The 22,542-nt window shown below is 72.0% G+C and carries 26 protein-coding genes; 17 read left to right on the top strand and 9 right to left on the bottom strand.

Annotated features, from left to right (window positions below; translation table 11 throughout):
* The first annotated feature begins 48 nt into the window (after nt 1-48).
* From ABZV06_RS21150 to rsrA, 4 genes are all read left to right on the top strand, one after another.
* Nucleotides 49-441, top strand: coding sequence for a WhiB family transcriptional regulator (locus ABZV06_RS21150; protein ID WP_355237240.1), 393 nt, complete (start codon nt 49-51; stop codon nt 439-441).
* Between the two features lie 52 nt (nt 442-493).
* Nucleotides 494-1,147 carry an alpha/beta family hydrolase gene (locus tag ABZV06_RS21155; protein WP_355237243.1) on the top strand — a complete coding sequence of 218 codons (654 nt, stop codon included), beginning with the start codon at nt 494-496 and terminating at the stop codon, nt 1,145-1,147.
* 215 nt (nt 1,148-1,362) lie between these two features.
* A complete protein-coding gene (locus ABZV06_RS21160; RefSeq protein ID WP_355237245.1) occupies nt 1,363-2,190 on the top strand; it encodes a sigma-70 family RNA polymerase sigma factor in 828 nt (275 codons plus the stop codon).
* 1 nt (nt 2,191) lies between these two features.
* Nucleotides 2,192-2,479, top strand: coding sequence for a mycothiol system anti-sigma-R factor (rsrA, locus tag ABZV06_RS21165; RefSeq protein WP_355237248.1), 288 nt, complete (start codon nt 2,192-2,194; stop codon nt 2,477-2,479).
* A 118-nt stretch (nt 2,480-2,597) separates the two neighbouring features.
* Here the strand turns inward: rsrA and ABZV06_RS21170 are convergent, their stop codons facing one another.
* Nucleotides 2,598-2,732, bottom strand: a complete 135-nt coding sequence (locus ABZV06_RS21170) for a hypothetical protein (RefSeq protein ID WP_355623532.1) — start codon at nt 2,730-2,732, stop codon at nt 2,598-2,600.
* Nucleotides 2,733-2,881: 149 nt separating this feature from the next.
* Here ABZV06_RS21170 and ABZV06_RS21175 point away from each other — a divergent pair, with 149 nt between their 5' ends.
* Both ABZV06_RS21175 and ABZV06_RS21180 read left to right on the top strand, forming a co-directional pair.
* The gene (locus tag ABZV06_RS21175; RefSeq protein ID WP_007464729.1) at nt 2,882-3,103 is read left to right on the top strand and encodes a biotin/lipoyl-binding carrier protein; all 222 of its coding nucleotides are present in this window, start codon (nt 2,882-2,884) and stop codon (nt 3,101-3,103) included.
* Nucleotides 3,100-3,609, top strand: a complete 510-nt coding sequence (locus ABZV06_RS21180) for a GNAT family N-acetyltransferase (RefSeq protein ID WP_355623535.1) — start codon at nt 3,100-3,102, stop codon at nt 3,607-3,609. The genes ABZV06_RS21175 and ABZV06_RS21180 overlap by 4 nt, the downstream gene beginning before the upstream one ends.
* Nucleotides 3,610-3,620: 11 nt before the next feature.
* Here the strand turns inward: ABZV06_RS21180 and ABZV06_RS21185 are convergent, their stop codons facing one another.
* A complete protein-coding gene (locus ABZV06_RS21185) occupies nt 3,621-4,235 on the bottom strand; it encodes a helix-turn-helix domain-containing protein (RefSeq protein ID WP_355237258.1) in 615 nt (204 codons plus the stop codon).
* Between the two features lie 112 nt (nt 4,236-4,347).
* On the opposite strand from ABZV06_RS21185, the gene ABZV06_RS21190 reads away from it, so the two are divergent.
* A complete protein-coding gene (locus ABZV06_RS21190; protein ID WP_355623538.1) occupies nt 4,348-5,925 on the top strand; it encodes an MDR family MFS transporter in 1,578 nt (525 codons plus the stop codon).
* 61 nt (nt 5,926-5,986) lie between these two features.
* On the opposite strand, the gene ABZV06_RS21195 is transcribed toward ABZV06_RS21190, so the two are convergent.
* Nucleotides 5,987-7,816, bottom strand: a complete 1,830-nt coding sequence (locus tag ABZV06_RS21195; RefSeq protein ID WP_355623541.1) for a tetratricopeptide repeat protein — start codon at nt 7,814-7,816, stop codon at nt 5,987-5,989.
* Between the two features lie 181 nt (nt 7,817-7,997).
* Between ABZV06_RS21195 and ABZV06_RS21200 the strand changes: the two genes are divergently transcribed.
* Together ABZV06_RS21200 and ABZV06_RS21205 are read left to right on the top strand one after the other, a co-directional pair.
* Nucleotides 7,998-9,029 (top strand): SIS domain-containing protein, encoded by a 1,032-nt coding sequence (locus ABZV06_RS21200; protein ID WP_355237615.1) that lies wholly within the window; start codon nt 7,998-8,000, stop codon nt 9,027-9,029.
* A 30-nt stretch (nt 9,030-9,059) separates the two neighbouring features.
* The gene (locus ABZV06_RS21205; protein ID WP_355237618.1) at nt 9,060-10,652 is read left to right on the top strand and encodes a histidine kinase N-terminal domain-containing protein; all 1,593 of its coding nucleotides are present in this window, start codon (nt 9,060-9,062) and stop codon (nt 10,650-10,652) included.
* A 162-nt stretch (nt 10,653-10,814) separates the two neighbouring features.
* Here ABZV06_RS21205 and ABZV06_RS21210 read toward each other — a convergent pair whose 3' ends face one another.
* Entirely contained in the window at nt 10,815-12,299 is a 1,485-nt protein-coding gene (locus tag ABZV06_RS21210; RefSeq protein WP_355237267.1) for a glycosyltransferase family 39 protein, read from the bottom strand.
* A gap of 348 nt (nt 12,300-12,647) precedes the next feature.
* On the opposite strand from ABZV06_RS21210, the gene ABZV06_RS21215 reads away from it, so the two are divergent.
* Genes ABZV06_RS21215 through ABZV06_RS21230 form a run of 4 tightly spaced genes read left to right on the top strand, consistent with a single transcriptional unit; the run spans nt 12,648 to nt 16,043 of the window.
* A complete protein-coding gene (locus ABZV06_RS21215) occupies nt 12,648-14,360 on the top strand; it encodes a nitrite/sulfite reductase (RefSeq protein ID WP_355237270.1) in 1,713 nt (570 codons plus the stop codon).
* Nucleotides 14,357-14,518, top strand: coding sequence for a hypothetical protein (locus ABZV06_RS21220; RefSeq protein WP_355237273.1), 162 nt, complete (start codon nt 14,357-14,359; stop codon nt 14,516-14,518). The genes ABZV06_RS21215 and ABZV06_RS21220 overlap by 4 nt, the downstream gene beginning before the upstream one ends.
* On the top strand, nt 14,515-15,276 hold the full coding sequence (locus ABZV06_RS21225) for a phosphoadenylyl-sulfate reductase (RefSeq protein ID WP_355237276.1): 762 nt from the start codon (nt 14,515-14,517) through the stop codon (nt 15,274-15,276). Before ABZV06_RS21220 ends, ABZV06_RS21225 begins: the two co-directional genes overlap by 4 nt.
* The gene (locus ABZV06_RS21230) at nt 15,273-16,043 is read left to right on the top strand and encodes a CbiX/SirB N-terminal domain-containing protein (RefSeq protein ID WP_355237620.1); all 771 of its coding nucleotides are present in this window, start codon (nt 15,273-15,275) and stop codon (nt 16,041-16,043) included. The genes ABZV06_RS21225 and ABZV06_RS21230 overlap by 4 nt, the downstream gene beginning before the upstream one ends.
* Nucleotides 16,044-16,128: 85 nt before the next feature.
* Here ABZV06_RS21230 and ABZV06_RS21235 read toward each other — a convergent pair whose 3' ends face one another.
* Together ABZV06_RS21235 and ABZV06_RS21240 are read right to left on the bottom strand one after the other, a co-directional pair.
* Nucleotides 16,129-16,386, bottom strand: a complete 258-nt coding sequence (locus ABZV06_RS21235; RefSeq protein ID WP_007072794.1) for a WhiB family transcriptional regulator — start codon at nt 16,384-16,386, stop codon at nt 16,129-16,131.
* A gap of 448 nt (nt 16,387-16,834) precedes the next feature.
* Entirely contained in the window at nt 16,835-17,785 is a 951-nt protein-coding gene (locus ABZV06_RS21240; RefSeq protein ID WP_355623544.1) for a diacylglycerol kinase family protein, read from the bottom strand.
* A gap of 43 nt (nt 17,786-17,828) precedes the next feature.
* On the opposite strand from ABZV06_RS21240, the gene ABZV06_RS21245 reads away from it, so the two are divergent.
* Nucleotides 17,829-18,218, top strand: a complete 390-nt coding sequence (locus tag ABZV06_RS21245) for a hypothetical protein (RefSeq protein WP_355237283.1) — start codon at nt 17,829-17,831, stop codon at nt 18,216-18,218.
* Between the two features lie 108 nt (nt 18,219-18,326).
* On the opposite strand, the gene ABZV06_RS21250 is transcribed toward ABZV06_RS21245, so the two are convergent.
* Genes ABZV06_RS21250 through sodN form a run of 3 tightly spaced genes read right to left on the bottom strand, consistent with a single transcriptional unit; the run spans nt 18,327 to nt 19,688 of the window.
* Nucleotides 18,327-18,734: an ATP-binding protein gene (locus ABZV06_RS21250; RefSeq protein WP_355237623.1), complete on the bottom strand. Its 408-nt coding sequence runs from the start codon at nt 18,732-18,734 to the stop codon at nt 18,327-18,329.
* 31 nt (nt 18,735-18,765) lie between these two features.
* Nucleotides 18,766-19,287, bottom strand: coding sequence for a GNAT family N-acetyltransferase (locus ABZV06_RS21255; protein ID WP_355237286.1), 522 nt, complete (start codon nt 19,285-19,287; stop codon nt 18,766-18,768).
* On the bottom strand, nt 19,284-19,688 hold the full coding sequence (sodN, locus tag ABZV06_RS21260; RefSeq protein WP_355623547.1) for a superoxide dismutase, Ni: 405 nt from the start codon (nt 19,686-19,688) through the stop codon (nt 19,284-19,286). Before sodN ends, ABZV06_RS21255 begins: the two co-directional genes overlap by 4 nt.
* An 84-nt stretch (nt 19,689-19,772) precedes the next feature.
* Here sodN and ABZV06_RS21265 point away from each other — a divergent pair, with 84 nt between their 5' ends.
* The 3 genes from ABZV06_RS21265 (at nt 19,773) to ABZV06_RS21275 (ending at nt 22,441) form a co-directional block, all read left to right on the top strand.
* Nucleotides 19,773-20,123 carry a S26 family signal peptidase gene (locus ABZV06_RS21265; protein WP_355237289.1) on the top strand — a complete coding sequence of 117 codons (351 nt, stop codon included), beginning with the start codon at nt 19,773-19,775 and terminating at the stop codon, nt 20,121-20,123.
* Between the two features lie 145 nt (nt 20,124-20,268).
* The gene (locus ABZV06_RS21270; RefSeq protein WP_355237291.1) at nt 20,269-21,447 is read left to right on the top strand and encodes an NADP-dependent malic enzyme; all 1,179 of its coding nucleotides are present in this window, start codon (nt 20,269-20,271) and stop codon (nt 21,445-21,447) included.
* 31 nt (nt 21,448-21,478) lie between these two features.
* Complete coding sequence (locus tag ABZV06_RS21275; protein WP_355623550.1) at nt 21,479-22,441, top strand: zinc-binding dehydrogenase; 963 nt, start codon at nt 21,479-21,481, stop codon at nt 22,439-22,441.
* Nucleotides 22,442-22,542 lie beyond the last annotated feature (101 nt).

Consider the following 22,542-nt stretch of genomic DNA (forward strand, 5'->3'; position numbering starts at 1 on the left):
CGGACGACTTCACCGATCCTGCCGGTCCCACGGGGGAGGTGGGTGGAAATGACACGGGCGCGTATGCCCCGCCCGCACGAGGTGGCTGCGGCACGCAGAGATCCGCGGCTGCTACGGGCCTTACGAGAACGCCGACAGGACGACGCGTGGCGCACCAGAGGCACGTGCCAGAGCGTCGATCCGGAGACGTTCTTTCCGGCGCCGAACGAACCGGCGGACGCCGCCGTCGCTCTGTGCCGCAGTTGCGACGTGCAGGGTTCCTGTCTGGCGTGGGCGCTGGAGGTGGGCGACTGCCACGGCGTGTGGGGCGCGACCACGCCGCGCGAGCGGCGGGCGATGCTCGTCGCGTGGCGCGGCGAGGTCGAGCCTGATCCGGACGCGGTCGACGACGCCGGCCCACCGGTGCGCGACCGCCTGCTCACACTGGTGCCGCTGAGCTGACCAACGCGGCGAACCGATCCCGGTGACCGGCGGGCCGGCGCAGAATGGGCCGGTGCTGCCCAGCGACGACATCGACACCCCGCGCGGTCCGGCGCGGCTCGACACCGACCTGCCGGTCGGGCCGCCGGACCGCGCGGCCACCGTCGCGCCAGCTCGTGCGCCGGCAGCCCTGCTGGTGCTCGGGCACGGTGCGGGCGGCACCGTGGACGCCCCCGACCTGCTCGCGGTACGGGACGCGGCGGTCGCGGCCGGCCTCGTGGTGGTCCGGGTGACACAGCCCTACCGGGTCGCCGGTCGGCGTGCGCCGGCACCGGCCGGGCACCTCGACGAGGCGTGGACCGCCGTGCTGGCCGTGCTGCGCGAGCGGTACGCCGACGTACCCACGATCCTGGTCGGCGGTCGTTCCAGTGGCGCGCGGGTGGCCTGCCGGACGGCGGGCGCGGTCGGCGCGGCCGGCGTCGTCGCGCTGGCCTTTCCGCTGCACCCACCGGGCCGGCCGGAGCGTTCCCGGGCCGCCGAACTCGCCACCGGCCTGCCCACCCTTGTCGTCAACGGCGACCGGGACCCGTTCGGGATGCCGGCGTCCGGGCCGGACGTGCGGGTGGTGAGCCGTCCGGGGGAGACCCACGACCTGCGGCGGGACCCGGCCGGGACGGCCACCGTCGTACAGGAGTGGCTGCGCTCCCACGGTTGGACGGCGGACTGACCGGCGGACCGTTTCCGGTGCCGGGCGCGGGTCGTTGCAACCGGTGGCGCCGTCGGACCGATTCGGACAGGCGGTGCCAGTCCTCCCAGGCCCTTCCTGGTCCCAGCGCCGGTGCCACCGGGGCCGGGACCAGGAACGGGAGAGCCGGACGGAATGCCCCAGTGGTCATCTCGCGTTACCAACCCCGGACGACTTTTCTGCGAGGGGGGTGACCGGTGCCGACCGAGACACGAAGCCTGGAACGGGACGAGCGGGACGCCCGGCAGCTACGACGGCTGTTGGATGGTCCGGACTGGCCCGTGACAGCGGGACCGGGCGGGGTGGGTACGGTGAGCACGAGCACACCGGCCGGAAGTGAATCTGCGGGCAGGTCCGTGCGCGTATCCTCGGCGGGAAAGCATCCGACGCGAGGGGATGTGCGGTTGACCACCGAGAAGACGGACGAGCGCAGGGCCCGGTTCGAGCGGGACGCGATGCCATTCGTCGATCAGCTCTACGCTGCTGGGCTGCGCATGACGCGTAACCCGGCGGATGCCGAAGACCTGGTCCAGGAGACGTACCTGAAGGCGTACGCGGCCTTCCACCAGTTCGAGCAGGGCACGAACCTGAAGGCCTGGCTCTACCGGATCCTGACCAACACCTACATCAACTCCTACCGCAAGCGGCAGCGCCAGCCGATCCAGGCGCCGACCGAGGAGATCACCGACTGGCAGCTCGCCGAGGCCGAGTCGCACACCTCCAGCGGTCTGCGCTCGGCTGAGACCGAGGCTCTGGACCGGCTGCCGGACAGCGACGTGAAGGAGGCCCTCCAGCAGTTGCCGGAGGAGTTCCGCCTGGCCGTCTACCTGACCGACGTCGAGGGCTTCTCCTACAAGGAGGTCGCCGACATCATGGGCACGCCGATCGGCACCGTGATGTCGCGTCTGCACCGCGGCCGTCGTAATCTGCGCAAGCTGCTCGAGCAGTACGCCTCGGAGCGGGGCTTCAGCCCGGCCCGGTCCGCGAAGGGCTCGACCGCCGCCGCTGCCGGCCGGGAGGTGTGACGTGAGCTGTGGAGAGCCGCACGAGACGGACTGCCGCGAGGTGCTCGCGGAGGTTTACCTCTACCTGGATCTCGAGTGCGCCGACGAGCGGCGCACGTTGATCCGGCACCACCTCGACGAGTGCGGGCCGTGCCTGCGCGAGTACGGGCTCGAGCAGGAGGTCCGGGCACTTGTCGCCCGTTGCTGTGGCAACGAGACCGCGCCGGATCAGCTGCGTGAGCGGCTGCGGGTCAAGCTCACCGAGCTGGTGGTCTTCGAGACCAGCGATTCCCGTGAGCTGGCCGACTGAGCGTCGGCGTACGACGAAACACCGGTGGCCCGGGTCGATCTCGACCCGGGCCACCGGCGTACCCGGCCTGCGCCGGGTGGGACTGACCGGTGACGGGCGCATCGGCCCGTCGGCGCGTTCAGGAGTTGGGACGCTTGCCGTGGTTCGCGGCGCTCTTCTTACGGGCCTTCTTCTTGCGGGACTTCTTCGCCATGCTGACCTCCTCGTGATGGGTCGGATTCGCGCTGCGCGCGGCCTCGCCGGTTGCACCCACCGGCCGCCCGGCGTCGGGTCCGACCCGCTGATGGTAGTGCGGCCGGCACCTCGTCCCTTCCCCCGGGGGCGTCCCGCGCCGCTGCGCACCCATGCTCCAGCCTCCCGTGATTGGATACGTCGGCAGGCACATCGCGAAGAGGGAGGGCCGTGGACATGGCCGAGGAGATCCGCGCCGAGATGGTGGCGAACGTCTGGAAGGTCGTCGCGTCGGCGGGCGACACCGTGTCCGAGGGCGACACCCTGGTGATCCTCGAGTCGATGAAGATGGAGATCCCGGTCGTCGCGGAGGCCGACGGTGTGGTCCAGCAGCTCGCCGTCCACGAGGGCGACGTCGTGCAGGACGGCGACCTGATCGCGGTGATTGGTTGACCGGCCTGCTGGTCCGGCTCGCCGACCCGGCCGACTTCCCGGCGGTCGCCCGACTGACCGTGGCCGCGTACGAGGCGGATGGTCAGCTCAAGGGCGAGCACGGGTACGGGGCGGTGCTGGCCGACGTGTCGACCCGGGCCGCCGAGGGCGCGGTGCTGGTCGCCGTGGACGAGGCGACCGGCACGGTGCTCGGCTCGGTGACCTTCGTGCTGCCGGGCACCCCGTTCGCCGAGCTGTCCGGGCCGGGCGAGGCGGAGTTCCGGATGCTGGCCGTCGACCCGGCCGCCCAGGGGCGGGGTGTCGGCATGGCACTGGTCCGGGCGTGCGTCGACCGGGCGACCGAGCTGGGCTGTGCGGCGGTCGTGATCTGCGTCCGCGCGGGGATGGCCGTGCCGGCCCACCGGCTCTACGAGCGTCTCGGGTTCGTCCGCACACCGGAGAAGGACTGGTCGCCGGTGGCGGGTGTGGCCCTGCTCGGCCTGCGGCTGGCGCTCGCCCGCACCTGAGAACCGGCTGATCAGCCGTGTGCGTTGGCCGGGTCGCTCGGCGTCGCGGCCCCGTCGGGCTCCGCACCGCCGATCGCGGCCAGCAGTTCGTCGGCGACCTCCAGCGCGAGCCGGCGACGATCCTCGTCGGTGATGCCCGGTGCCCGCACGGCGAACCAGCTGGTGTGCACGGCGAACAGGCACAGGGTGGCGCGTAGTTGGGCGGCGGGGGAGTCGTCGCCCCGGCAGAGGGCGCTGGCGAGCCGCATCATCCGGCCGCGCATCTGCTGACCGGAGGAGAGGCTCTTGAGCACGGTCTGGTTCTGCTCGAAGAAGCGCATCACCGACGGCATGTCGCCGCCGAACATCGTGTCGGCGTAGCGGGAGATGAGGGTGCGCCGGGTGGCCAGGGTCGCGGGCTGTGACTCGGCCCAGGCGGTCAGCGCGTCCATCTGCTCCAGCCGGTCCTCCACGAAGCTGGCGACGATGTCGTCCTTGCTTCTGAAGTGGTAGTAGAGCGCGGCCTTGGTGACGTTCAGGCGCTCGGCGATCTCTCGCAGGGAGGTCTTCTCGTACCCCTGCTCGGTGAAGAGCTCCAACGCGACGGCCTTGATCCGCTCTCGGGTGCCGCCTGTGCTCTCCCTCACCCACGCTCTCCAATTCGGTTGACCGCCAGTTGGTACCCAACTTACCGTGCGGCTAGTAAGGTGACTAGCCGGGCGGCAAGTAAGTAGGACAATCCTCGGGGGGAGCTTACCCATGACTCAGGCAACCCAGGCCGACGTGCGACCCAATGTACGGGTCGTGCTGTTCGGGCTGATGATCGCGATGATGCTCGCGATGCTCGACAACATGATCGTCAGCACCGCGCTGCCGCGGATCGTCGGCGAGTTCGGCGGCCTCAACCACTTCACCTGGGTGGTCACCGCGTACGTCCTGGGCACCACGGTCTCCACCCCGATCTGGGGCAAGCTCGGTGACCTCTACGGCCGCAAGTCGGTCTTCCTGACCTCGGTCGGCATCTTCCTGGTCGGCTCGGCCCTCTGCGGCATGGCCGGTTCCGGGATGTTCGGCGGACCCGAGGACGGCATGGTGCAGCTCATCGCCTTCCGGGCCGTGCAGGGCCTGGGCGCGGGCGGCCTGATGGTCGGCGTGATGGCGATCATCGGTGACCTGGTCCCGCCGCGCGAGCGCGGGCGCTACCAGGGCATGATCGCCGGCATCATGGCCATCGCCATGGTGGCCGGCCCGCTGGTCGGCGGCTTCATCACCGACAACCTCTCCTGGCGGTGGGCGTTCTACGTCAACCTGCCGCTGGGTGGCATCGCGCTCCTCGTGCTCATCACCACCATGCACCTGCCGAAGTACCGGACCGAGCACCGCATCGACTGGCTCGGCGCCGGACTGCTCTCGGTGGGCATCACCGCGATCGTCCTGATCACCACGTGGGGCGGCAACGAGTACGACTGGACGTCGCCGCAGATCCTCGGGCTGGCCGTGCTGGCACTGGTGGCGCTTGTGGCGTTCGGCCTGGTGGAGCGCCGGGTTCCGGAGCCGATCCTGCCGCTGACGCTCTTCGCCAACCGCAACTTCGCGCTGATCTCGGTGATCGGCTTCCTGCTCGGCTTCGCGATGTTCGGCGCCATGAACTTCCTGCCGCTGTACCAGCAGACCGTGCAGGGGGCTTCGGCCACCAACAGCGGCCTGCTGCTGCTGCCGCTGATGTTCGGCATGCTCGTCGTCTCGCTGGTCATCGGCCGGGCGATCACCAAGAACGGTAGGTACCGCGCGTACCCGATCCTCGGTGGTGTGGTGATGGCCAGCGGCATGGCGCTGCTGTCGATGCTCGACACCAACACCAGCAAGCTGACGTCCTCGCTCTACATGGTCGTGCTCGGCGTCGGCATGGGCTTCCTCATGCAGACCTCGATGCTCATCGCCCAGAACAGCGTGGAGCAGAAGGACCTCGGCGCGGCGAGCGGCGCGGCCACGTTCTTCCGGTCGATCGGCGGCTCGTTCGGCATCTCGCTGTTCGGCGCGATCTTCGCCAACCGGCTGGCCGACTCCGCTGCCGGTAAGGCGTTCGGCGGCGGCGAGGGGGCAATGGACCTGGCGAAGCTCAAGCAGCTGCCCGCCCAGGCGCGTGAGCTGGTCCTCACCGGCCTGGCCGACGCGATCTCGCACGTGTTCCTCTGGGCCGTGCTGTTCACCGTCGTGATCCCGGTGCTCGCCTGGTTCATCAAGGAGATCCCGCTGCGCACCGCCAACGAGGCGCCGCCGCAGGCGACTCCGGAGGAAGAGGCCGAGGTCGCCCTCGGCAAGGCCCCCGTGGCCTGAACCTCCCCGCAGAAGCGCCGCGTCGATCCTCGGCGCGGCGCTTCCGTGCGACGGCGGGGATTCAGCGTCGGTGAGTCAGGCGCTGCCAGAGGCGGCGTAACGGGTTGCGGGGGCGGGGAAGTCGGGGGGTCCGCTCGCCGAGCATCCGGTTGGCCAGCGCCACGGTGGTCGGGTCGACGGCAGGGGCGGCCAGCGCGAGGTGGGCCAGCGAGATCGCGATCGGCACCGGCCGCGTCTGGGCCACCTCCGCCGCGTCGGCCAACCGCTCCGACACCACCCGGGCCACGTCCGGCCGCACCGCCGGGTCCACCCAGGCGGCGGTGACCAGGGCGAACAGCGCCGCTTCGGTGATCCAGTCCTCCACACCCCAGACCAGGTCCAGCAGCACCTGCCGTCTCATCGAGCCGTCCCAGGGCTCGTCGGTGCGCTGGTGCAACAGTCCCAGACAGGCCCACACCTGCACCCCGCGAACCCAGATCGACGGGTCCTGGGCGGCCAGCAGTCGGCCCAGCGCGTTGGCCGGCGGGGCGGGCGGATGGACCAGCAGCCCGAGTAGGTCGTCCACGTCGAGCCCGGCCAGGCCCACGGCCGCGTCGTAGGCGGCCGGCGGGTGCGGCCATGCCGGCTGGGCCACCTGGCCGATCCGCTCGACCGCCGCCGCCGAGGGCGCGGGAAGGGTCGGCGTCGGCACGTGACCCGCGAAGGTCCAGAGCCGCCGCGCGGACGCGCGCCGAGGCTCGTGCGGGTCCGGCCCGACCGAGCCCTCGACCTCGATCCGCAGCCCGGGTGCCACGGACGTCGCCGTCCGTACGGCGCTCGGTGGGGCCGCCGCCGGGAGGCGTACGACGTGGCCGACGCCGTTGTCGTCATCGACGACCGCCTGTCGGAGCGCGTCCACCAGGGGACCGCCGGCCGGCGTCAGTTGCCCGAGCCAGGGTCGTCCACGGCAGCACTGGGCCAGATCGCCGTGCTCGTGACTGTCGTCCGGGTGATCACGGATGAAGTCGGCGAGCGCGACGAGGTGGGACACGTCGCCGTCGCGCAGGTGCCGCAGGCGGTGAGCCGTGTGCACCGCGCAGTCGAACGTCGGGTCGCGGGCCAGCGCCCGCTCGGTCCACTCCAGCGCGTCGTCGAGCCGGCCCGTGTCGGCGAGGGTGCCCGCGATGTCGGCGTAGATGGCCAGGTCGTCGGGGTCCCGGTCGACGGCCCGGTACAGGGCCGCGAGGGCGTCACGGGTCCGGCCCGCGCTGCGGTACGCGTACCCGAGCCAGACCTCGCCCATCTTGGAGGGCTGGCAGCGTACCCCTCGGCTGGCCCAGCGGATCGCCAGCGCGATCTCGCCGAGACGCCGGGCCAGCGCGGACGCCGCGCCCAGCAGCATCCCGTTGTCGGGATGGACGGTGACGGCGTTGCGGGCGAGCGTGAGGTACGGCGTCAGCGCGGCCCGGCCGGCGCGCGGCACCGGGTCGCCCAACGCCGCGCAGACCTGCATGAGAACGCGGGCGAGGCGGTCCGGCTCCAGCCGTTCGGCCAGTTCGGGGGCGGTCACCCACGGCACGCCGGCCCACTCGGTGCCGGGCGCGTGGCTGGTTGCCGCGGCGAGCAGTTCCAGACCCTCGGCGGGGCGGCCGGCGGCGGCCAGCAGATGGGCGCGGGCGACGACCGCGCCCACGAAGGTGTGGTGGTTGATCGGAAAGAGGTCCAGTCCGCCGCTGTCGGCCGCGGCGAGGCGGGCCAGCGTCTCGTGCACCTCGGGCAGGGTGGGCGCCCGTGCGAGCGCGCCGGCGACATGACGGGCGGCATGGTGGAGGTCACCCTCGCCCAGTGCCAGACGGGCCAGGGCCAACTCCTCCGTCGCGGAGAGCGCGGGGTTGTCCCTTCCCTCGGGCACGGTGTCCTCTCGTCGTCGCTGTTCGGCCGGGCCAGCGTAGTTGATGTTGAGATGATCAAGTGATCAACTGCGCACTGCTGCTCGAATAATTGCTCCCTCCCGCAAAAGAGTGCAAGACTGAGCAGGAAACGCGCGGCAATCGCGCACGAGGGGAGTGTCCGTGACAACCGCTGGGTCCGGAATGGCCGCCGACATCGACGAGCAGCCGGCCGGTTACGCGCGCCTGCTGGACAGCGCCAACGCGGCGGCGATCGCCCAGGTGGCCGCGGCCGTGGCCGAGCGTCGACCTCGGCACGTCGTCTTCACCGCCCGAGGAACGTCCGACCACGCCGCCCTCTACGGGGCGTATCTGACCGAGATTCGGCTCGGCCTGCCCGCCGGGCTCGCGTCGCCGAGCGTGGTCACCCTGTTCGGTGCACGCCCCGACCTGTCCGACGCGCTCGTCGTCGGGGTCAGCCAGAGCGGTGGCTCACCCGACCTGGCCGAGGTGCTGCGCGCCGCGCGGGCCTCCGGCGCGCTCACCCTCGCGGTGACCAACGCTCCCGGCTCCCCGCTGGCCGAGACGGCCGAGCTGAGCATCGACATCGCCGCCGGGCACGAGCGCGCGGTGGCGGCGACCAAGACGTACACCGCCGAACTGCTCGCCCTGCTGATGCTGGTGGAGGGAATCCGGGCCGGCGACGGCGTCCTCCCGGCAGCCGAGCGGGAGGCGCTCGCCGCGCTGCCCGACCTGGCCGCCCAAACCCTGGCCGACGACACCCCGGCCCAGCTCGCGCCGCGTTACCGCTTCGCCCGCCAACTCGTCACCACCGGCCGGGGGTACGCCTACCCGACCGCCCGCGAGGCCGCGCTGAAGCTGATGGAGACCTCGTACCTGCCGGCGCTCGCCTTCTCCGGCGCCGACCTGCTGCACGGCCCGCTCGCGATGACCGATCCGGAGGTCCCGGTTCTCGCCGTCGTCGGCTCCGGCCCCGGCGGCCGGTCGATGGGCGAGGTGCTGCCCCGCCTCGGCGAACGCCGCGCCGACGTGGTGGTGGTCGGCTCCGCCGACGTGCCGGGCACCGCGCGGCTCGCCGTCCCCGAGGTCGACGAGCGGTACGCCCCGCTGCTGGACATCCTGCCGTTGCAGCGCCTGGCGCTGGCGTTGGCACTGACCCGTGGTGAGGACCCGGACGCGCCGCGCGGCCTGAAGAAGGTCACCGCGACGATGTGAGACGTGGCGCGGCGTGGCACCCTGGTCACCGTGTCCACGCTGCGCGACCTCGCCGAGGAGCACACCCACCTCCGTCCGGCCGACATCGACCATCTGCACCGGATCGCCGGTGACTGGCAGTTGCTCTCCGATCTGTCCTTCGCCGACCTGCTGCTCTGGGTGCCGGTGGACGCCGAAGGGACGTTCCTCTGCGTCGCCCAGGTCCGCCCGACGACCGCGCCCACCGCGTACCAGGACGACCAGGTGGGCCGGATCATCGGCGGCTCGGAGGTGGCCCATCTGGGGGTCGCCTACTCCCAGGGGCGGATCTGGCGCGAGGGCGACCCGGTCTGGTACGGCGACGTACCGGCCCGGCACGAGGCGATCCCGGTGCGGCTGCGCACCGCCGACGGCGAGGCCGGCGAGGTGATCGCCGTGGTCGGTCGGGACACCAACCTCTCCACCGCGCGTACCCCAAGCCAGCTCGAACTCAACTACCTGACCACGGCCGACGACCTGGCCCAGATGATCGCCGACGGCACCTTCCCGCCGACCCGGCACCCGGGTGAGACCACCTCCGCACCCCGCGTCGGCGACGGCCTGGTGCGGTTGGACGCCGGCGGGAAGGTCACCTACGCGAGCCCGAACGCGCAGTCCGCGTACCGGCGGTTGGGCTACGCCTCGCACCTGGTGGGGGAGGACCTGGCCGCGCTGCACCGCCGGCTGGCCGGCGATCCGCTGGACGGCACCGAGGCGGCGAACGGCATCCTGGCCGCGCTGCGCGGCGAGGCACCGCCCCGCCGGGAGATCGACGCGCGCGGCGCGACCATGCTCACCCGGGCGCTGCCGCTGATGCCCGCCGGTGTGCCGATCGGCGCGCTGGTGCTGGTGCGCGACATCACCGAGGTCCGGCGCCGTGATCGGGCTCTGATCACCAAGGACGCCACGATTCGGGAGATCCACCACCGGGTGAAGAACAACCTCCAGACCGTGGCCGCGCTGCTGCGGTTGCAGGCTCGCCGGGTGGCCATGCCGGAGGCCCGGGTCGCCCTGGAGGAGTCCGTCCGCCGGGTCGCCTCGATCGCCCTCGTGCACGAGACGTTGTCGATGTCCAGCGACGAGGCGGTCGAGTTCGACGGCATCGTCGACCGGGTGGCCAGCGCGGCGACCGAGGTCGCGGCGACCGAGGTGAGCGTCGGCATGCGCCGTCAGGGCAGCTTCGGCGTACTGCCGGCCGAGATCGCCACGTCGCTGGTGATGGTCCTCAACGAACTGCTGCTCAACGCCGTCGAGCACGGCTTCCCATCGGCGGACGAGGCGGAGGAGCCAGCCGCGCCCACCGCCTCGGGCATGGTGCCGGCTGCCGCTGGTGACATCGATCCGTCGCTGCGGCCCGAGGTGGTGGTCTCGGCGCACCGGTTCCGCAAGATGCTGCACGTGTCGGTGACCGACAACGGGCGCGGGCTACCGCCCGAGTTCGACGCCGAACGTGGCAGCCGGCTCGGCCTCCAGATCGTCCGGGCCCTGGTCACGGGCGAGTTGCGCGGCACCATCGAACTGCGGGCGGGCGCCAACGGTGGCACCGAGGCGCTGCTTGTCGTCCCGCTGGCCCGCAGCACGCACGACGGCCGCGCGCAGGGCTGAGCCGCCCGCTGCCGGCGACCCCTTCCGGGGAGCGGATACCAGAATGAGCGTGATGCCTCTGAGTCATCAAGATGACTCAGAGGCATCAGCCTCGTCGAGGTGGGCCCGAATGCCGGACGATCAGGTCGTCAGCCGAGGCCGCGTGGACCGGTGGCGTGGCGGTCAGCGGCTGGTCAGCAGGGCTACGGTCAGGCCGGGGCGCTGCCAGACCTGGGCGACGGTGAACCCGGCGCGCAGAGCGTCACCCTTGGCGCCCTGCACGCCGGCCAGCGGCTCGGCCTGCCGGCCGGCGACGACGAGCCACACGCGCGTCGTACCGGTCAGACACTGTGCCGGCTGCGGGCACTCGGCGGCCCACAGGTCGCCCCGAGCGACCTCGTCCTCGGTGACCAGCACGTCGCGTGGGGGCTTGTCGAGGTGGTACGCGGTGCCCAGGTCGAGGAAGAGCCAACTGCGCCGGGGGGAGTAGACCACGGCGTCGCCCGGCCGCTGGCCGTCGGCGATCACCCGGGCGGCGCCCGCGTAGTCCACCGGTGCGCTGCGTGGCCACTCGTGGGTCCGGCGTAGCGCGGCCTGGTCGGGCAGGCCGAGGAGTCCGGCGAGGACCACCACGGTCAGCGCGGCCGGCGCGGTCACCGACGCCAGCGCCGCGCCGGCCAGCAGGCAGGCGAACGGCACGACGAACACCAGGTAGCGGGGCACCCACAGCGGTACGACCGCGCCGGCCGCGAAGAGCAGCAGGACCGGCAGCAGCACGGCGCTCAGCGGCAGCAGGGCACGCCGTCCGAGCCGGGCCGCGCCGAGCGCGGCGACCCCGACCAGCAGGCCGCCGACCACGCTGCTCTGGGCCACGCCGCCGGGCAGCGCGCTCAGGTCGTCCAGCCGGGCCGGGTCGACCCAGTTCAGCTGCTCGGACCGCTGCGCGCGGGCACGCAGCAGCAGCGGGGTCACCACCAGCACGGCCGGCGTCAGCGCGAGCGCCCAGCCCCACACCCGCCGGTCCCGGACGGTGGGCCCGGCCGGAGTGGCGATGCCGGCCGCGGTGGGCCCTCGCCACCAGCAGATCAGCACGACCACCGCGTGCGCGGCCAGCAGGGTGAGCGCGATCAGGTGCGTGAGCCCGAGCGCGGCCACGGCTGCGGCGTATCCGGTCCAGCGGCCCCATCCCGGTCGGCGCAGCGCGGTCACCAGCAGCAGCGTGGCGAGCACCGCGAGCGCGGTGGCCAGGGCGTACGGGCGAGCCTCCTGGCCGTACCGGGAGGTGCTGGGCAGCACCGCGAACAGCAGCCCGGCGAAGAGGCCGCCGCGCCGGTCGACGAGCTGCGCCCCGAGCACGGCGAGCAGCCCCGCGGCGACGGTCATCGCCAACGCCGCCGGTACCCGCAGGGCGGTCGTGGAGTCCCCGGCGAGTGCGGTCCAGACGTGCATGAGCAGGTAGTACGGGCCGGTGGCGCTGTCGATGGTGCCGGCCAGTCGAGCCAGTTCGCCCGGTGAGCGGGTGGCCGCGCTCCAGGTGGCCAACTCGTCGCGCCAGAGCTGCGCCGAGTCGATCCCGGTCAGCGTCACCGCCAGGGTCAGCAGCGCCGGGAGAAGCCAGACCGGCCCGCCCCGAACCACCCCGATCGCCTTCCCGGACAATCCGCCCACGGTCCGAGCCTGCCACGGACGTACCCTCGCCCGGGGGTGGCCCGCGACAGTGGTGGGCCGGCCCGTGATGTGGGATGCGGCACGTGTACATTGGCCGGTTCCCATGGGGTGTGGCAGCATGGGCGCATGACCGCCGCTGTCGTCCGCCGCTTCGTGGCACGCCGCCACGTCGATTACGGCCGCGTGCGCAGCGCGATCTGTCCGGCCTACTGACGACGCCCGACCAATCTGTCTCGGGCGCGCTCCGCGCCGGCTGTCTGAAGACACCGTTGTCCCGCCCGCTTCGGCGGGCCGGCCGCCGCGCCCCGCGCGTGCCCCGAGGCACAGCAAACAACGGAGGACGCCGCGATGGCGGTCAGCAGCATCCCGGCCCGGTCCGAGGACCCGACGGCCCGGCCCGCCCGGCCGCCGCGCCGACCCCGGGGCGAGGGTCAGTGGGCGCTCGGTCACCGCGAGCCGCTCAACCCCAACGAGCGGATCAAGAAAGATGACGACCCGCTCAACGTTCGGGCCCGCATCGAGAACATCTACGCGCACCGCGGCTTCGCCTCCATCGACCCGCAGGACCTGCGCGGCCGGTTCCGCTGGTGGGGCCTCTACACCCAGCGCAAGGCGGGCATCGACGGTGGGCGCACCGCCGTGCTGGAGCCGCACGAGCTGGAGGACGAGTTCTTCATGCTCCGGGTCCGTATCGACGGGGGGCAGCTCAGCCTGGCCCAGCTGCGCGTCATCGCGGACATCTCCCGGGAGTTCGCCCGGGACACCGCCGACATCACCGACCGGCAGAACATCCAGTACCACTGGATCCGGGTCGAGGACATGCCGGAGATCTGGCGTCGCCTCGAGTCGGTAGGCCTGCAGACCACCGAGGCGTGCGGCGACTGCCCGCGCATCGTGCTGGGCAGCCCGGTCGCCGGGGTGGCCCGCGACGAACTGCTCGACCCGACTCCGGCGATCGACGAGATCGTCGCCCGGTACGTGGGCGACAAGCAGTTCTCCAACCTGCCCCGCAAGTTCAAGACCTCCATCTCCTGGCTTGTCGACACGCCGTACGAGTCGAACGACATCGCCCTCCTCGGCGTCGACCACCCCGAGCACGGCCCCGGCTTCGACCTCTGGGTCGGCGGCGGGCTCTCCACCAACCCGATGCTGGCCCAGCGGCTCGGCGTCTGGGTGCCGCTGGCCGAGATTCCCGACGTGTGGGCCGGCGTGGTCGGCATCTTCCGCGACTACGGCTACCGCCGGCTGCGTAACCGGGCCCGGCTGAAGTTCCTGGTGGCCGACTGGGGCGTGGAGCGTTTCCGCGAGGTCCTGGAGAAGGACTATCTGGGTCGTACGCTGCTCGACGGTCCCGCACCGGAGCTGCCGGCGAAGCCGATCGACCACGTGGGCGTGCACGAGCAGGCCGACGGGCGGCACTACGTCGGGGCGGCCCCGGTGGTCGGGCGGGTCTCCGGTGGGCAGCTCGCCCAGCTGGCCGACGTGGTCGAGGCGCACGGCAGCGACCGGGTGCGGCTCACCCCGTACCAGAAGCTGCTGGTGCTCGACGTGCCGTCGGAGCGGACGGAGTCGCTCGTCGACGCGCTGCGCGGGATCGGCCTGGAGGCCCGGCCGTCGGCCTGGCGGCGCGGCACCATGGCGTGCACCGGCATCGAGTACTGCAAGCTCGCCATCGTCGAGACCAAAGCCCGGGGCGAGGAGCTGGTGGCTCGCCTGGAGCAGCGGCTGCGCGACTTCGACGCGGACATCTCGATCCACATCAACGGCTGCCCGAACGCCTGCGCCCGCACCCAGGTCGCCGACATCGGCCTCAAGGGTCAGCTGGTGGTCGGCCCGGACGGCCGGCAGGTGGAGGGTTTCCAGGTGCACCTGGGTGGCGGGCTGGGCATGGCGCAGGGGCAGACCGCCGGTTTCGGCCGCAAGCTGCGCGGCCTCAAGACCACCGCCGACGAGCTTCCGGAGTACGTGGAACGGCTGGCCCTTCGCTACTTGGCCGGGCGCAGCGAGGGCGAGACGTTCGCCAACTGGGTGATCAGAGTCGACGAGGAGGAACTGCGATGAGCAGCGAGAACCGAGCGGCACCCCTCTACTGCCCGTACTGCGGCGAGGAGGACCTGCGGCCGCACGAGGCGGGTCACGGCGCCTGGGAGTGCCACGCCTGCGCCCGGGTCTTCGCGGTGAAGTTCACCGGGCTGCTCTCGCAGGCGGTGACCCGATGAGTCTCGTGTCCGCCGCAAGCCTGCGCCTGGTCGGTCCGGGCGCGCAGACGTCGACCGCTCCGGCCGGGCGCAGCCCGGACGAGCTGCGCACGCTGGCCGAGCAGGCTGCTCGGGACCTGGAGGGCGCCCCCGCCCTGGAGATCGCCCGGTGGGCGGCGCAGACCTTCGGTGACCGCTTCTGCGTCACCAGCTCGATGGCCGACGCCGTCCTGGCCCACCTGGTGTCCCGGGTCGCCCCGGGAGTGGACGTGGTCTTCCTCGACACCGGTCTGCACTTCCCCGAGACGCTCCGCGTACGCGACGAGGTCGCCCGTACGCTCCCGGTGAACGTCCGGTCGATCCGACCCCGGCTCACCGTGGGGCAGCAGGACGGCCAGTACGGTCCGCGACTGTTCAACAAGTCACCGGACGACTGCTGCCAGTTGCGCAAGGTGGAGCCGTTGGAGCGGGCCCTGTCCGGGTATGACGCCTGGGCCGCCGGACTGCGCCGGGACGAGTCGCCGACCCGGGCCAACACACCGGTGGTGACGTTCGACAACCGGCGCGGCAAGGTGAAGGTCAACCCGATCGCGGCCTGGTCGCAGGGGGACGTGGACGCCTACATCGCCCGCTGGAACGTGCCGGTCAACGAGCTGTTCAAGCAGGGGTACGGCTCGATCGGTTGCTGGCCGTGCACGCGCCGTACCAAGGCCGGCGAGGACCCGCGGGCCGGCCGGTGGGCCATGTTCGAGAAGACCGAGTGCGGGCTGCACGTCTGACCGCGTCGTCGACGACCCCGACCGGCCCGGATGCGGCCGGCGGGGCGGACCCGGTGGTGCTGGTCGCCCACGGCAGCCGTGATCCGCGAGCCGCCGAGGCCACCCGGGCGCTGGCTCGGGCGGTGTCGGCGGCCCGGCCGGGCCTCGCGGTGTGGGCGAGTTGGCTGGACCACACCGAGCCGGGGCCGACCGAGGTGCTGAGCACGCTGGCCGAGGCCGGGCATCGGCGTGCGGTGGTGGTGCCGCTGCTGCTGACCGCCGCCTACCACCACCGGGTGGACATCCCTGCCGCGGTCGCGGCCGCGACGACGGCTGGACCAACGCTGACGGTACGGGTGACAGACGTGTTGGGCCCTGCGGACGGGACGGTGGCACCAGCGTTGCTGGCGGGGCTGCGCCGTCGGCTCGGCGAGGTCGCCCCGGGTCGCTTCGACGCGCTGGTGTTGGCCGCCGCGGGCACCCGTGACGCGCGTGCGCGGGGTTCGGTGGGCCGGGTGGCGGACGCGCTCGGCGTCGAGTTCGGGGTGCCCTGCCGGGTGTCGTACGCCTCGGCGGCCCCGCCGGGGACCGGTGTGGCCGTTGCCCGCCTGCGGGCGGCTGGGGCGCGCCGGGTGGCGGTGGCCGCGTACTTCCTCGCGCCGGGCCTGTTCCACGACGCGGTGACCGAGTCCGCGCGGGCGGCCGGTGCCGTGGCGGTGGCGGCCCCGTTGACGGATGCGCCCGAGTTGGCCGAGCTGGTGCTGCACCGGGTCGACGTGGCGGCCTGACCGCTCGTGCGACCGACACGGTTCCGGACAGCAGTACGCCCCGGCAGGCGGACCTGCCGGGGCGTACTGCTGTGTCGTTGGGGGATCAGGCGGAGTGAGCGCGCAGCACCCGGAGGCCGCCGCGCCGCTTGACAGCGCGCCGTTCCTCCTCGCTCATCCCGCCCCAGACGCCGGCGTCCTGACCCGACTCGAGCGCCCACTGGAGGCACTGGTCGGTGACGGAGCAGCGCCGGCAGACGGCCTTGGCCTGCTCGACCTGAAGGAGAGCCGGTCCGGACGTCCCAATCGGGAAGAACAGCTCCGGGTCCTCGTCGCGGCAGACAGCATGGTGACGCCAGTCCATGGCGGCAACACTCCTCATTCTGGATGGGTGGCAATTTATTGCGGGCAGTTCTTTTCCTATATGCATCCGCAGTGCCGATGGTGACCGTTTGCGTCTGACCATTCGGCAGTGCGTGAGCAGGCAGTTAGCCCCCGGGGACCTGCTGGAACAGCTCAACCTGACGAGCATATCCAGGCAATGTCCCGGTAACTCAAGTTCGCTTGTGAATACTTTCACGAACGCTCGTGATGTCAAGGGTGACGCTCGGAAAAACTCCGCGCGGTGAGCAAGCCCACAACCCATTTGTCCGGGTTCCAGTGCCTTCCTGGTTACCCGCCGTGCCACAGTCGAGGATCAATATAGTACAGTCCGCGTGACATTGCTGACATTTCCGGCACCTGCCCCTCGGTGTGGCGGTGCCTGCCGGTGCGGTTGCGGCGCCGCGTCGACCAAGGGCAGTACCCGAGACCTAGCAGATTACTCTGAGTGCGGCCGGAATGGAGGTGAATCTGACTTTCTCCCGCTCGCCAAGATAGTCGCCGTCGAGCTGGAACGCCTGCGGACGGCTGGAGAGCAGGGTGAACTCCGCAGTGTCATGGAGCCGCAACACCTGACGACCGTTCGGATCTGGCTGCCGGGACATGAATTGAGTCACTGTCCGTGTTGTGCTAGCCACCCGGAGCTGACGCAGCGCCAGCACGTCGAGGCCGAGGTCGAACGACGCCTCCGGGTTCGGGTTGACCTCCCGGTCACCCAGATAGGTCCACGGCGCGGTGTTCTGGATGATGACGGTGGCCAGCTCGCCCTCCGACGCCTCACCCGGCCGCTCCAGGCTGATCGCGGGATGCCGTCGGTCCGAGGCGAAGAAGTACTGGCCCATGATCGAGCGGAAGTAGAGCCCGGGAGTGGAGACGCGCCCCTTGCGGCGGGCCTGCTCCACCCGGTGGATCACGGCGGCGTCCAGGCCGAACCCCGCGCAGAAGGTGAAGTAGCGGTCGTCCGCGCGGCCCAGCCCGACCGTGCGCTGCCGGCGCAGGCGCAGCCCTTCCAGGATCATGCTGGTCGCGTCCGGCCATTCCCGGGGCAGACCCAGCGCGCGGGCGAACACGTTCGTCGACCCGCCCGGAACCGTGGCCAGCGCGGGCAGCCGCTCCGCCATCGACGCGCCCTCGACACCGGCCGGCGGTTCGGCCGTCATCAGGCCGTTCACCACCTCGTTCACGGTGCCGTCACCGCCCAGGGTGACGACGAGGTCGACGCCCTCGGCGGCAGCCTCCCGGGCCAGCGCCATGGCGTGCCCCCGGCGACGGGTGTAGCGCACACTGAGGTCGACTTCGCTGCGCAGCGCGCGGACAAGCACGTCCCGACTGCGTTCGCTGGTGGTGGTGGCCTTCGGATTGACCACCAGGACGGCCCGCATGGGCGGCACTTTACCTCTCGGTAGCACGGGTATCGTGGCGCGCGTGACCATCGACTCGGCCCCGATTCCCGTCACCCTTCGCTGGGCGGTGCGGCTGCTGTGGGCGGAGGCGGTCGCCGTCGGGCTGATCGCGGTCTGGTTGGTCTGGGCGGACCTGACCGCCACCACCACCGACCTCGCGTCGGCGTTGCTGGTGACCGCGTTCGCCGTCGGGGCGGCCGTCGCCCTCTGGGCGTTGGGCCGCGCGCTGCTGCGGCGTCGTGCCGGCGCACGCGCCCCGGCGATCGTCCTCCAGCTGATGCTGCTGCCGATCGGCTGGTTCATGATCCAGGCCGGCCTGGGGTGGCTGGGTGTACCGCTGATGGCGCTCGGCCTGGGCGTCGGCTGGCTGCTCGTCAGCCCGCCCACGACGAGGGCGCTCGGCTTCGAGTAACCCCGACCGGCGTACGTGACCTGGCGTGCGGCCCTGCCCGGCGGAGCGCGCTCAGCGCGAGCGTGCGGCACCGCCCGGGTCGGCGCGCCTCGACGCGGGTCCCGTCGGTCAGTAGCCGCCGGAGCGGCGGGTCAGCAACGAGATCGTCGCCCGGCCGTCGGCGGCCGTGGCGGACGCCGACGTCGTCAGCGCGGTCAGCACCTTCCAGGCGAAGGACGACTCGGCGGGCAGCGTGGCACCGCGGACGGTCGGCACGGTCACCTCGACGGTCAGCGCGTCGTTGGTGACGGAGAACCGACACTCCAACTCGGCGTCCCGGGTGGCGATGGCGAGCAACATGGCGCACGCCTCGTCGACCGCGATCCGCAGATCCTCGATCTCGTCGAGCGCGAACTGCAGCCGGGCCGCGAGGCCGGCGGTGGCGGTACGAAGCACGCCGAGGTAACCGCCGTCGGCGGGCACCGTGAGGTGCACCACGTCGTCGTCGGTCGCTGGCTGGCCGGTCAGTTGAGTCACGCTCATCCCCCCGGTCGGGGACTCTACCCGGTCAGTCGCCCGGGTGCGTGTCGGCGGCCTCCGCTCGGGCGGCGAGAGCCCGCAGGGCGTCTCCGCTGAGCCGGTACGGGACCCACTCGCTCATCTGCTCCGCGCCGATCGAGGCGTAGAAGCCGGCGGCCGGATTCCACTCGATCATCCACCACTCCAGCCGCCGGTATCCCCGTCGTACGCAGATGTCGGCAAGAGTGGCGAGCAGCAGGCGACCCGCGCCGGTGCCCCGGGCGGCCGGGGAGACGTACAGGTCCTCCAGGTAGATGCCGTGCACGCCGGCCCAGGTGGAGAAGTTGAGGAACCACAGGGCGAAGCCGACCGCCTCGTCGCGCTCGTCGACAGCGACGTGACCGAAGAGCGCTGGCGCAGTCGCGAACAGCGCCGAGGTGAGCTGGTCCTCGGTGAGGTGACACTCATCGGGGGCGCGTTCGTACTCCGCCAACTCGTGCACCATGGCAACGACGGCCGGCACGTCCTGGGGACGTACCGGCCGGATCGTCGGGGTGACGGGGTTGGTCACGCCTTCTTGGTCTCCCAGAAGATCTTCGCGATCTCGTCGATCTTCGCGAGGAGTTGGTCGGCGGTGGCCGGGTCGAGGCTGCCCTTGACGCCGCTGGCGCCGGCGAGCTTGGTGGCCTCGTTGAACAGGGTGTGCAGGTTCGGGTACTTCTCGAAGTGCGGCACCTTGAAGTAGTCGGTCCAGAGCACCCACAGGTGGTGCTTGACCAGCTCGGCGCGCTGCTCCTTGATGATGACCGCCCGGGTGCGGAACTCCGGGTCCGTGTTCGCCTGGTACTTCTCGCAGATCATTTTGACCGACTCGGCCTCGATCCGGGCCTGGGCCGGGTCGTAGACGCCGCACGGCAGGTCGCAGTGAGCGCTCGCGGTGACGCGGGGCGCAAGGATGCGTGGAAGTCGCATCGGGATCCTCCATGGGAAGTTTGCGATGATCAAAGGCGACATTACTCCTGAGAATGCTCCCCGAACCGGGTGGAGGTGAAACCAGTGCGCGCCGATCACCCGGGTGAGGCGCCCCGCCTGCGCGGCCCGCTGACGGCGGTCACGGTGATCGGCCCGTCCATGGCGCCGACGCTGCGGCACGGCGACGCGGTGCTGGTCCGCTCGGGGGGACGTCCGATCCGAGCCGGTGACGTGGTGGTCGCGGTCTTCCGGACGCGGCCGGAACTGCTGGTCGTCAAGCGTGCGGTCCGGCCGCAGGACGGTGGCTGGTGGCTACGCGGCGACAACGACCTGATCACCGACGACTCCCGGGCGTACGGCGTGGCGGACGTACGGGGTCGGGTGGTGGTCCGCTACTGGCCGCGCCCCGGACGGGTGCCTCGTCGCGAGATATGACCCTGCTCACATCCGGGGGGCAGTGGCGACACTATGCTCGGAAAGTGCCCGGGTGACCCCCCGCGCCGCGTGCCATTGCTCGCCGCCCACCTCGCGGCCGGGCCCGCCGCCTCACATCTGCTCGACAGATCCTGGAGTCACCGCCATGTCTTCGTCCGTCGTGGACCCCGCTGATCCCGTCTTCCAACTGCACGTCGGCGGCAAGATGGCCGTCGCGTCGACGGTGCCGCTCACCAGCCGCGAGGACCTCTCCCTCGCGTACACCCCGGGGGTGGCCCGGGTGTGCGAGGCGATCGCCGCCGATCCCGACCTGGCCGACGAGTACACCTGGGCGTCGCACGCGGTCGCGGTGGTCACCGACGGCTCGGCGGTGCTGGGGCTCGGCAACATCGGACCGCGCGCCGCGCTGCCGGTGATGGAGGGCAAGGCGGTGCTGTTCAAGCAGTTCGCGGGGGTGGACGCGGTGCCGATCTGTCTGGACACCCAGGACGTGGACGAAATCGTCGCGGTGGTGCGGGCGCTGGCCCCCTCGTTCGGCGGCATCAATCTGGAGGACATCAGCGCGCCGCGCTGCTTCGAGATCGAGCGGCGACTCGACGAGGCGTTGGACATCCCGGTCTTCCACGACGACCAGCACGGCACCGCGATCGTGGTGCTCGCCGCGCTGCGCAACGCCGCCACCCTGCTCAATCGCAAGCTCGGTGACCTGCGGGTCGCGGTGAGCGGCGCGGGCGCGGCGGGTGTGGCGGTGACGAAGATGCTCATCGCCGGAGGCGTCAACCCCGACCAGGTGGTGGTCTGCGACTCGAAGGGGATCATCGGCCCGCACCGCACCGAGCTGACCGGTGGCAAGGCCGAGTTGGCGGCGAGCACCAACGCCGACGGCCGCCAGGGCGACATCACCGAGGCGCTGCGCGACGCCGACGTGCTGATCGGCGTGTCCGGCGGGCAGATCCCGGAGGCCGCCGTCGCCGGCATGGCGCCCGGCGGCATCGTGTTCGCGCTGGCCAACCCGACTCCGGAGGTGCACCCCGAGGTGGCCGCCCGGCACGTCGCGGTGGTCGCCACCGGTCGCAGCGACTATCCCAACCAGATCAACAACGTGCTGGCGTTCCCCGGGGTGTTCCGGGGCGCGTTGGACGCGCGGGCCACCCGGATCACCGAGGGGATGAAGGTCGCCGCCGCCGACGCCATCGCCGGCGTGGTGGCCGAGTCGCTGACCGCTGACGCGATCGTGCCGTCGCCGCTCGACCCGCGTGTCGCCCCGGCCGTCGCCGAGGCCGTCGCGGAGGCCGCCCGACGCGACGGCGTGGCCCGACGGTGAGCCCTTCTTAACGAGCGCTCAGCTTGTTACCGTGCCGATCATGCGTGCTGCCTTCGCCACCCGCTTCGACGACGCCGATCCGCTGGCCGCCCTCACCGTCGGTGAGCGGCCCGAGCCGACCCACCCGGAGGACGACTGGATGACCGTGCAGGTGAGCGCCACCTCGCTCAACCACCACGACCTCTGGTCGCTGCGCGGGGTGGGGCTCACCGAAGCCCAGCTGCCGATGATCCTCGGCTGCGACGCGGTCGGCGTGGACGCCGAGGGCAACCAGGTGGTCGTCTACCCGGTCGTCGTCACTCCCGGTGACCCGCGCGGAGTCTCCATCCTCTCCGAGCACTTCGCCGGAACCCTCGCCGAGCGGGTCGCCGTACCCCGGTCGAACCTGGTCCCGCTGCCCGACGGCATGGCGGCGACCGACGCGGCGTGCCTGCCCACGGCCTGGCTGACCGCCTGGCGGATGCTGACCACCAAGGGCCGCGTCGCGGACGCCGACAGCGTGCTGGTGCAGGGCGCGGGCGGCGGCGTCGCCACGGCGGCCGTCGCGCTCGCCGTCGCAATGGGCAAGCGGGTGTACGCGACCAGCCGCGACGCCGCCAAGCGCGAGCGGATCACCGCTCTCGGGGCCACCGCTGTGGAGCCCGGCGCCCGGCTGCCGGAGCGGGTCGACGTGGTGATCGAGACGGTCGGCGAGGCGACCTTCGAGCACTCGATGAAGTCGGCCGCCCCGATGGCCCGGATCGTGGTCTCCGGCGCGACCGCCGGCCACCAGCCGTCGGTCAACCTGCGTCGGCTCTTCGCCATGCAGTTGGAGATCCTGGGCACGTCGATGGGCACTCCCGGGGAGCTGTACGAGCTGCTGGCGTTCTGCGCCGAGAACGAGGTCCGCCCGGTGGTGGACAGCGTGGTCCCGTTCAGCCGGGTCGAGGACGCCTTCGCCCGCCTGCACTCCGGCGAAGCCTTCGGCAAGATCGTCGTCGACCACACGGCCTGACCGCCCCCCCGGCCGCACGCAGCCGTGCCGCGGCCTCCTCGGCCGTGCAGTGCGCGAGCAGCAGCACGATGGCCGTCTTGGCGTGGCCGTGCGCCGTGGCG

The organism is Micromonospora sp. NPDC005172 (assembly GCF_040608555.1).
Lineage (GTDB): Bacteria > Actinomycetota > Actinomycetes > Mycobacteriales > Micromonosporaceae > Micromonospora.

What these genes read in the sequence shown, in the direction of transcription:
- ABZV06_RS21150 (WP_355237240.1), top strand. Translation starts at nt 49, where the DNA reads ATGACACGGGCGCGTATGCCCCGCCCGCACGAGGTGGCTGCGGCACGC.
- ABZV06_RS21190 (WP_355623538.1), top strand. Translation starts at nt 4,348, where the DNA reads ATGACTCAGGCAACCCAGGCCGACGTGCGACCCAATGTACGGGTCGTG.
- ABZV06_RS21200 (WP_355237615.1), top strand. Translation starts at nt 7,998, where the DNA reads ATGGCCGCCGACATCGACGAGCAGCCGGCCGGTTACGCGCGCCTGCTG.
- ABZV06_RS21215 (WP_355237270.1), top strand. Translation starts at nt 12,648, where the DNA reads ATGGCGGTCAGCAGCATCCCGGCCCGGTCCGAGGACCCGACGGCCCGG.
- ABZV06_RS21220 (WP_355237273.1), top strand. Translation starts at nt 14,357, where the DNA reads ATGAGCAGCGAGAACCGAGCGGCACCCCTCTACTGCCCGTACTGCGGC.
- ABZV06_RS21225 (WP_355237276.1), top strand. Translation starts at nt 14,515, where the DNA reads ATGAGTCTCGTGTCCGCCGCAAGCCTGCGCCTGGTCGGTCCGGGCGCG.
- ABZV06_RS21235 (WP_007072794.1), bottom strand. Translation starts at nt 16,386, where the DNA reads ATGGACTGGCGTCACCATGCTGTCTGCCGCGACGAGGACCCGGAGCTG.
- ABZV06_RS21240 (WP_355623544.1), bottom strand. Translation starts at nt 17,785, where the DNA reads ATGCGGGCCGTCCTGGTGGTCAATCCGAAGGCCACCACCACCAGCGAA.
- sodN (WP_355623547.1), bottom strand. Translation starts at nt 19,688, where the DNA reads ATGCGACTTCCACGCATCCTTGCGCCCCGCGTCACCGCGAGCGCTCAC.
- ABZV06_RS21270 (WP_355237291.1), top strand. Translation starts at nt 20,269, where the DNA reads ATGTCTTCGTCCGTCGTGGACCCCGCTGATCCCGTCTTCCAACTGCAC.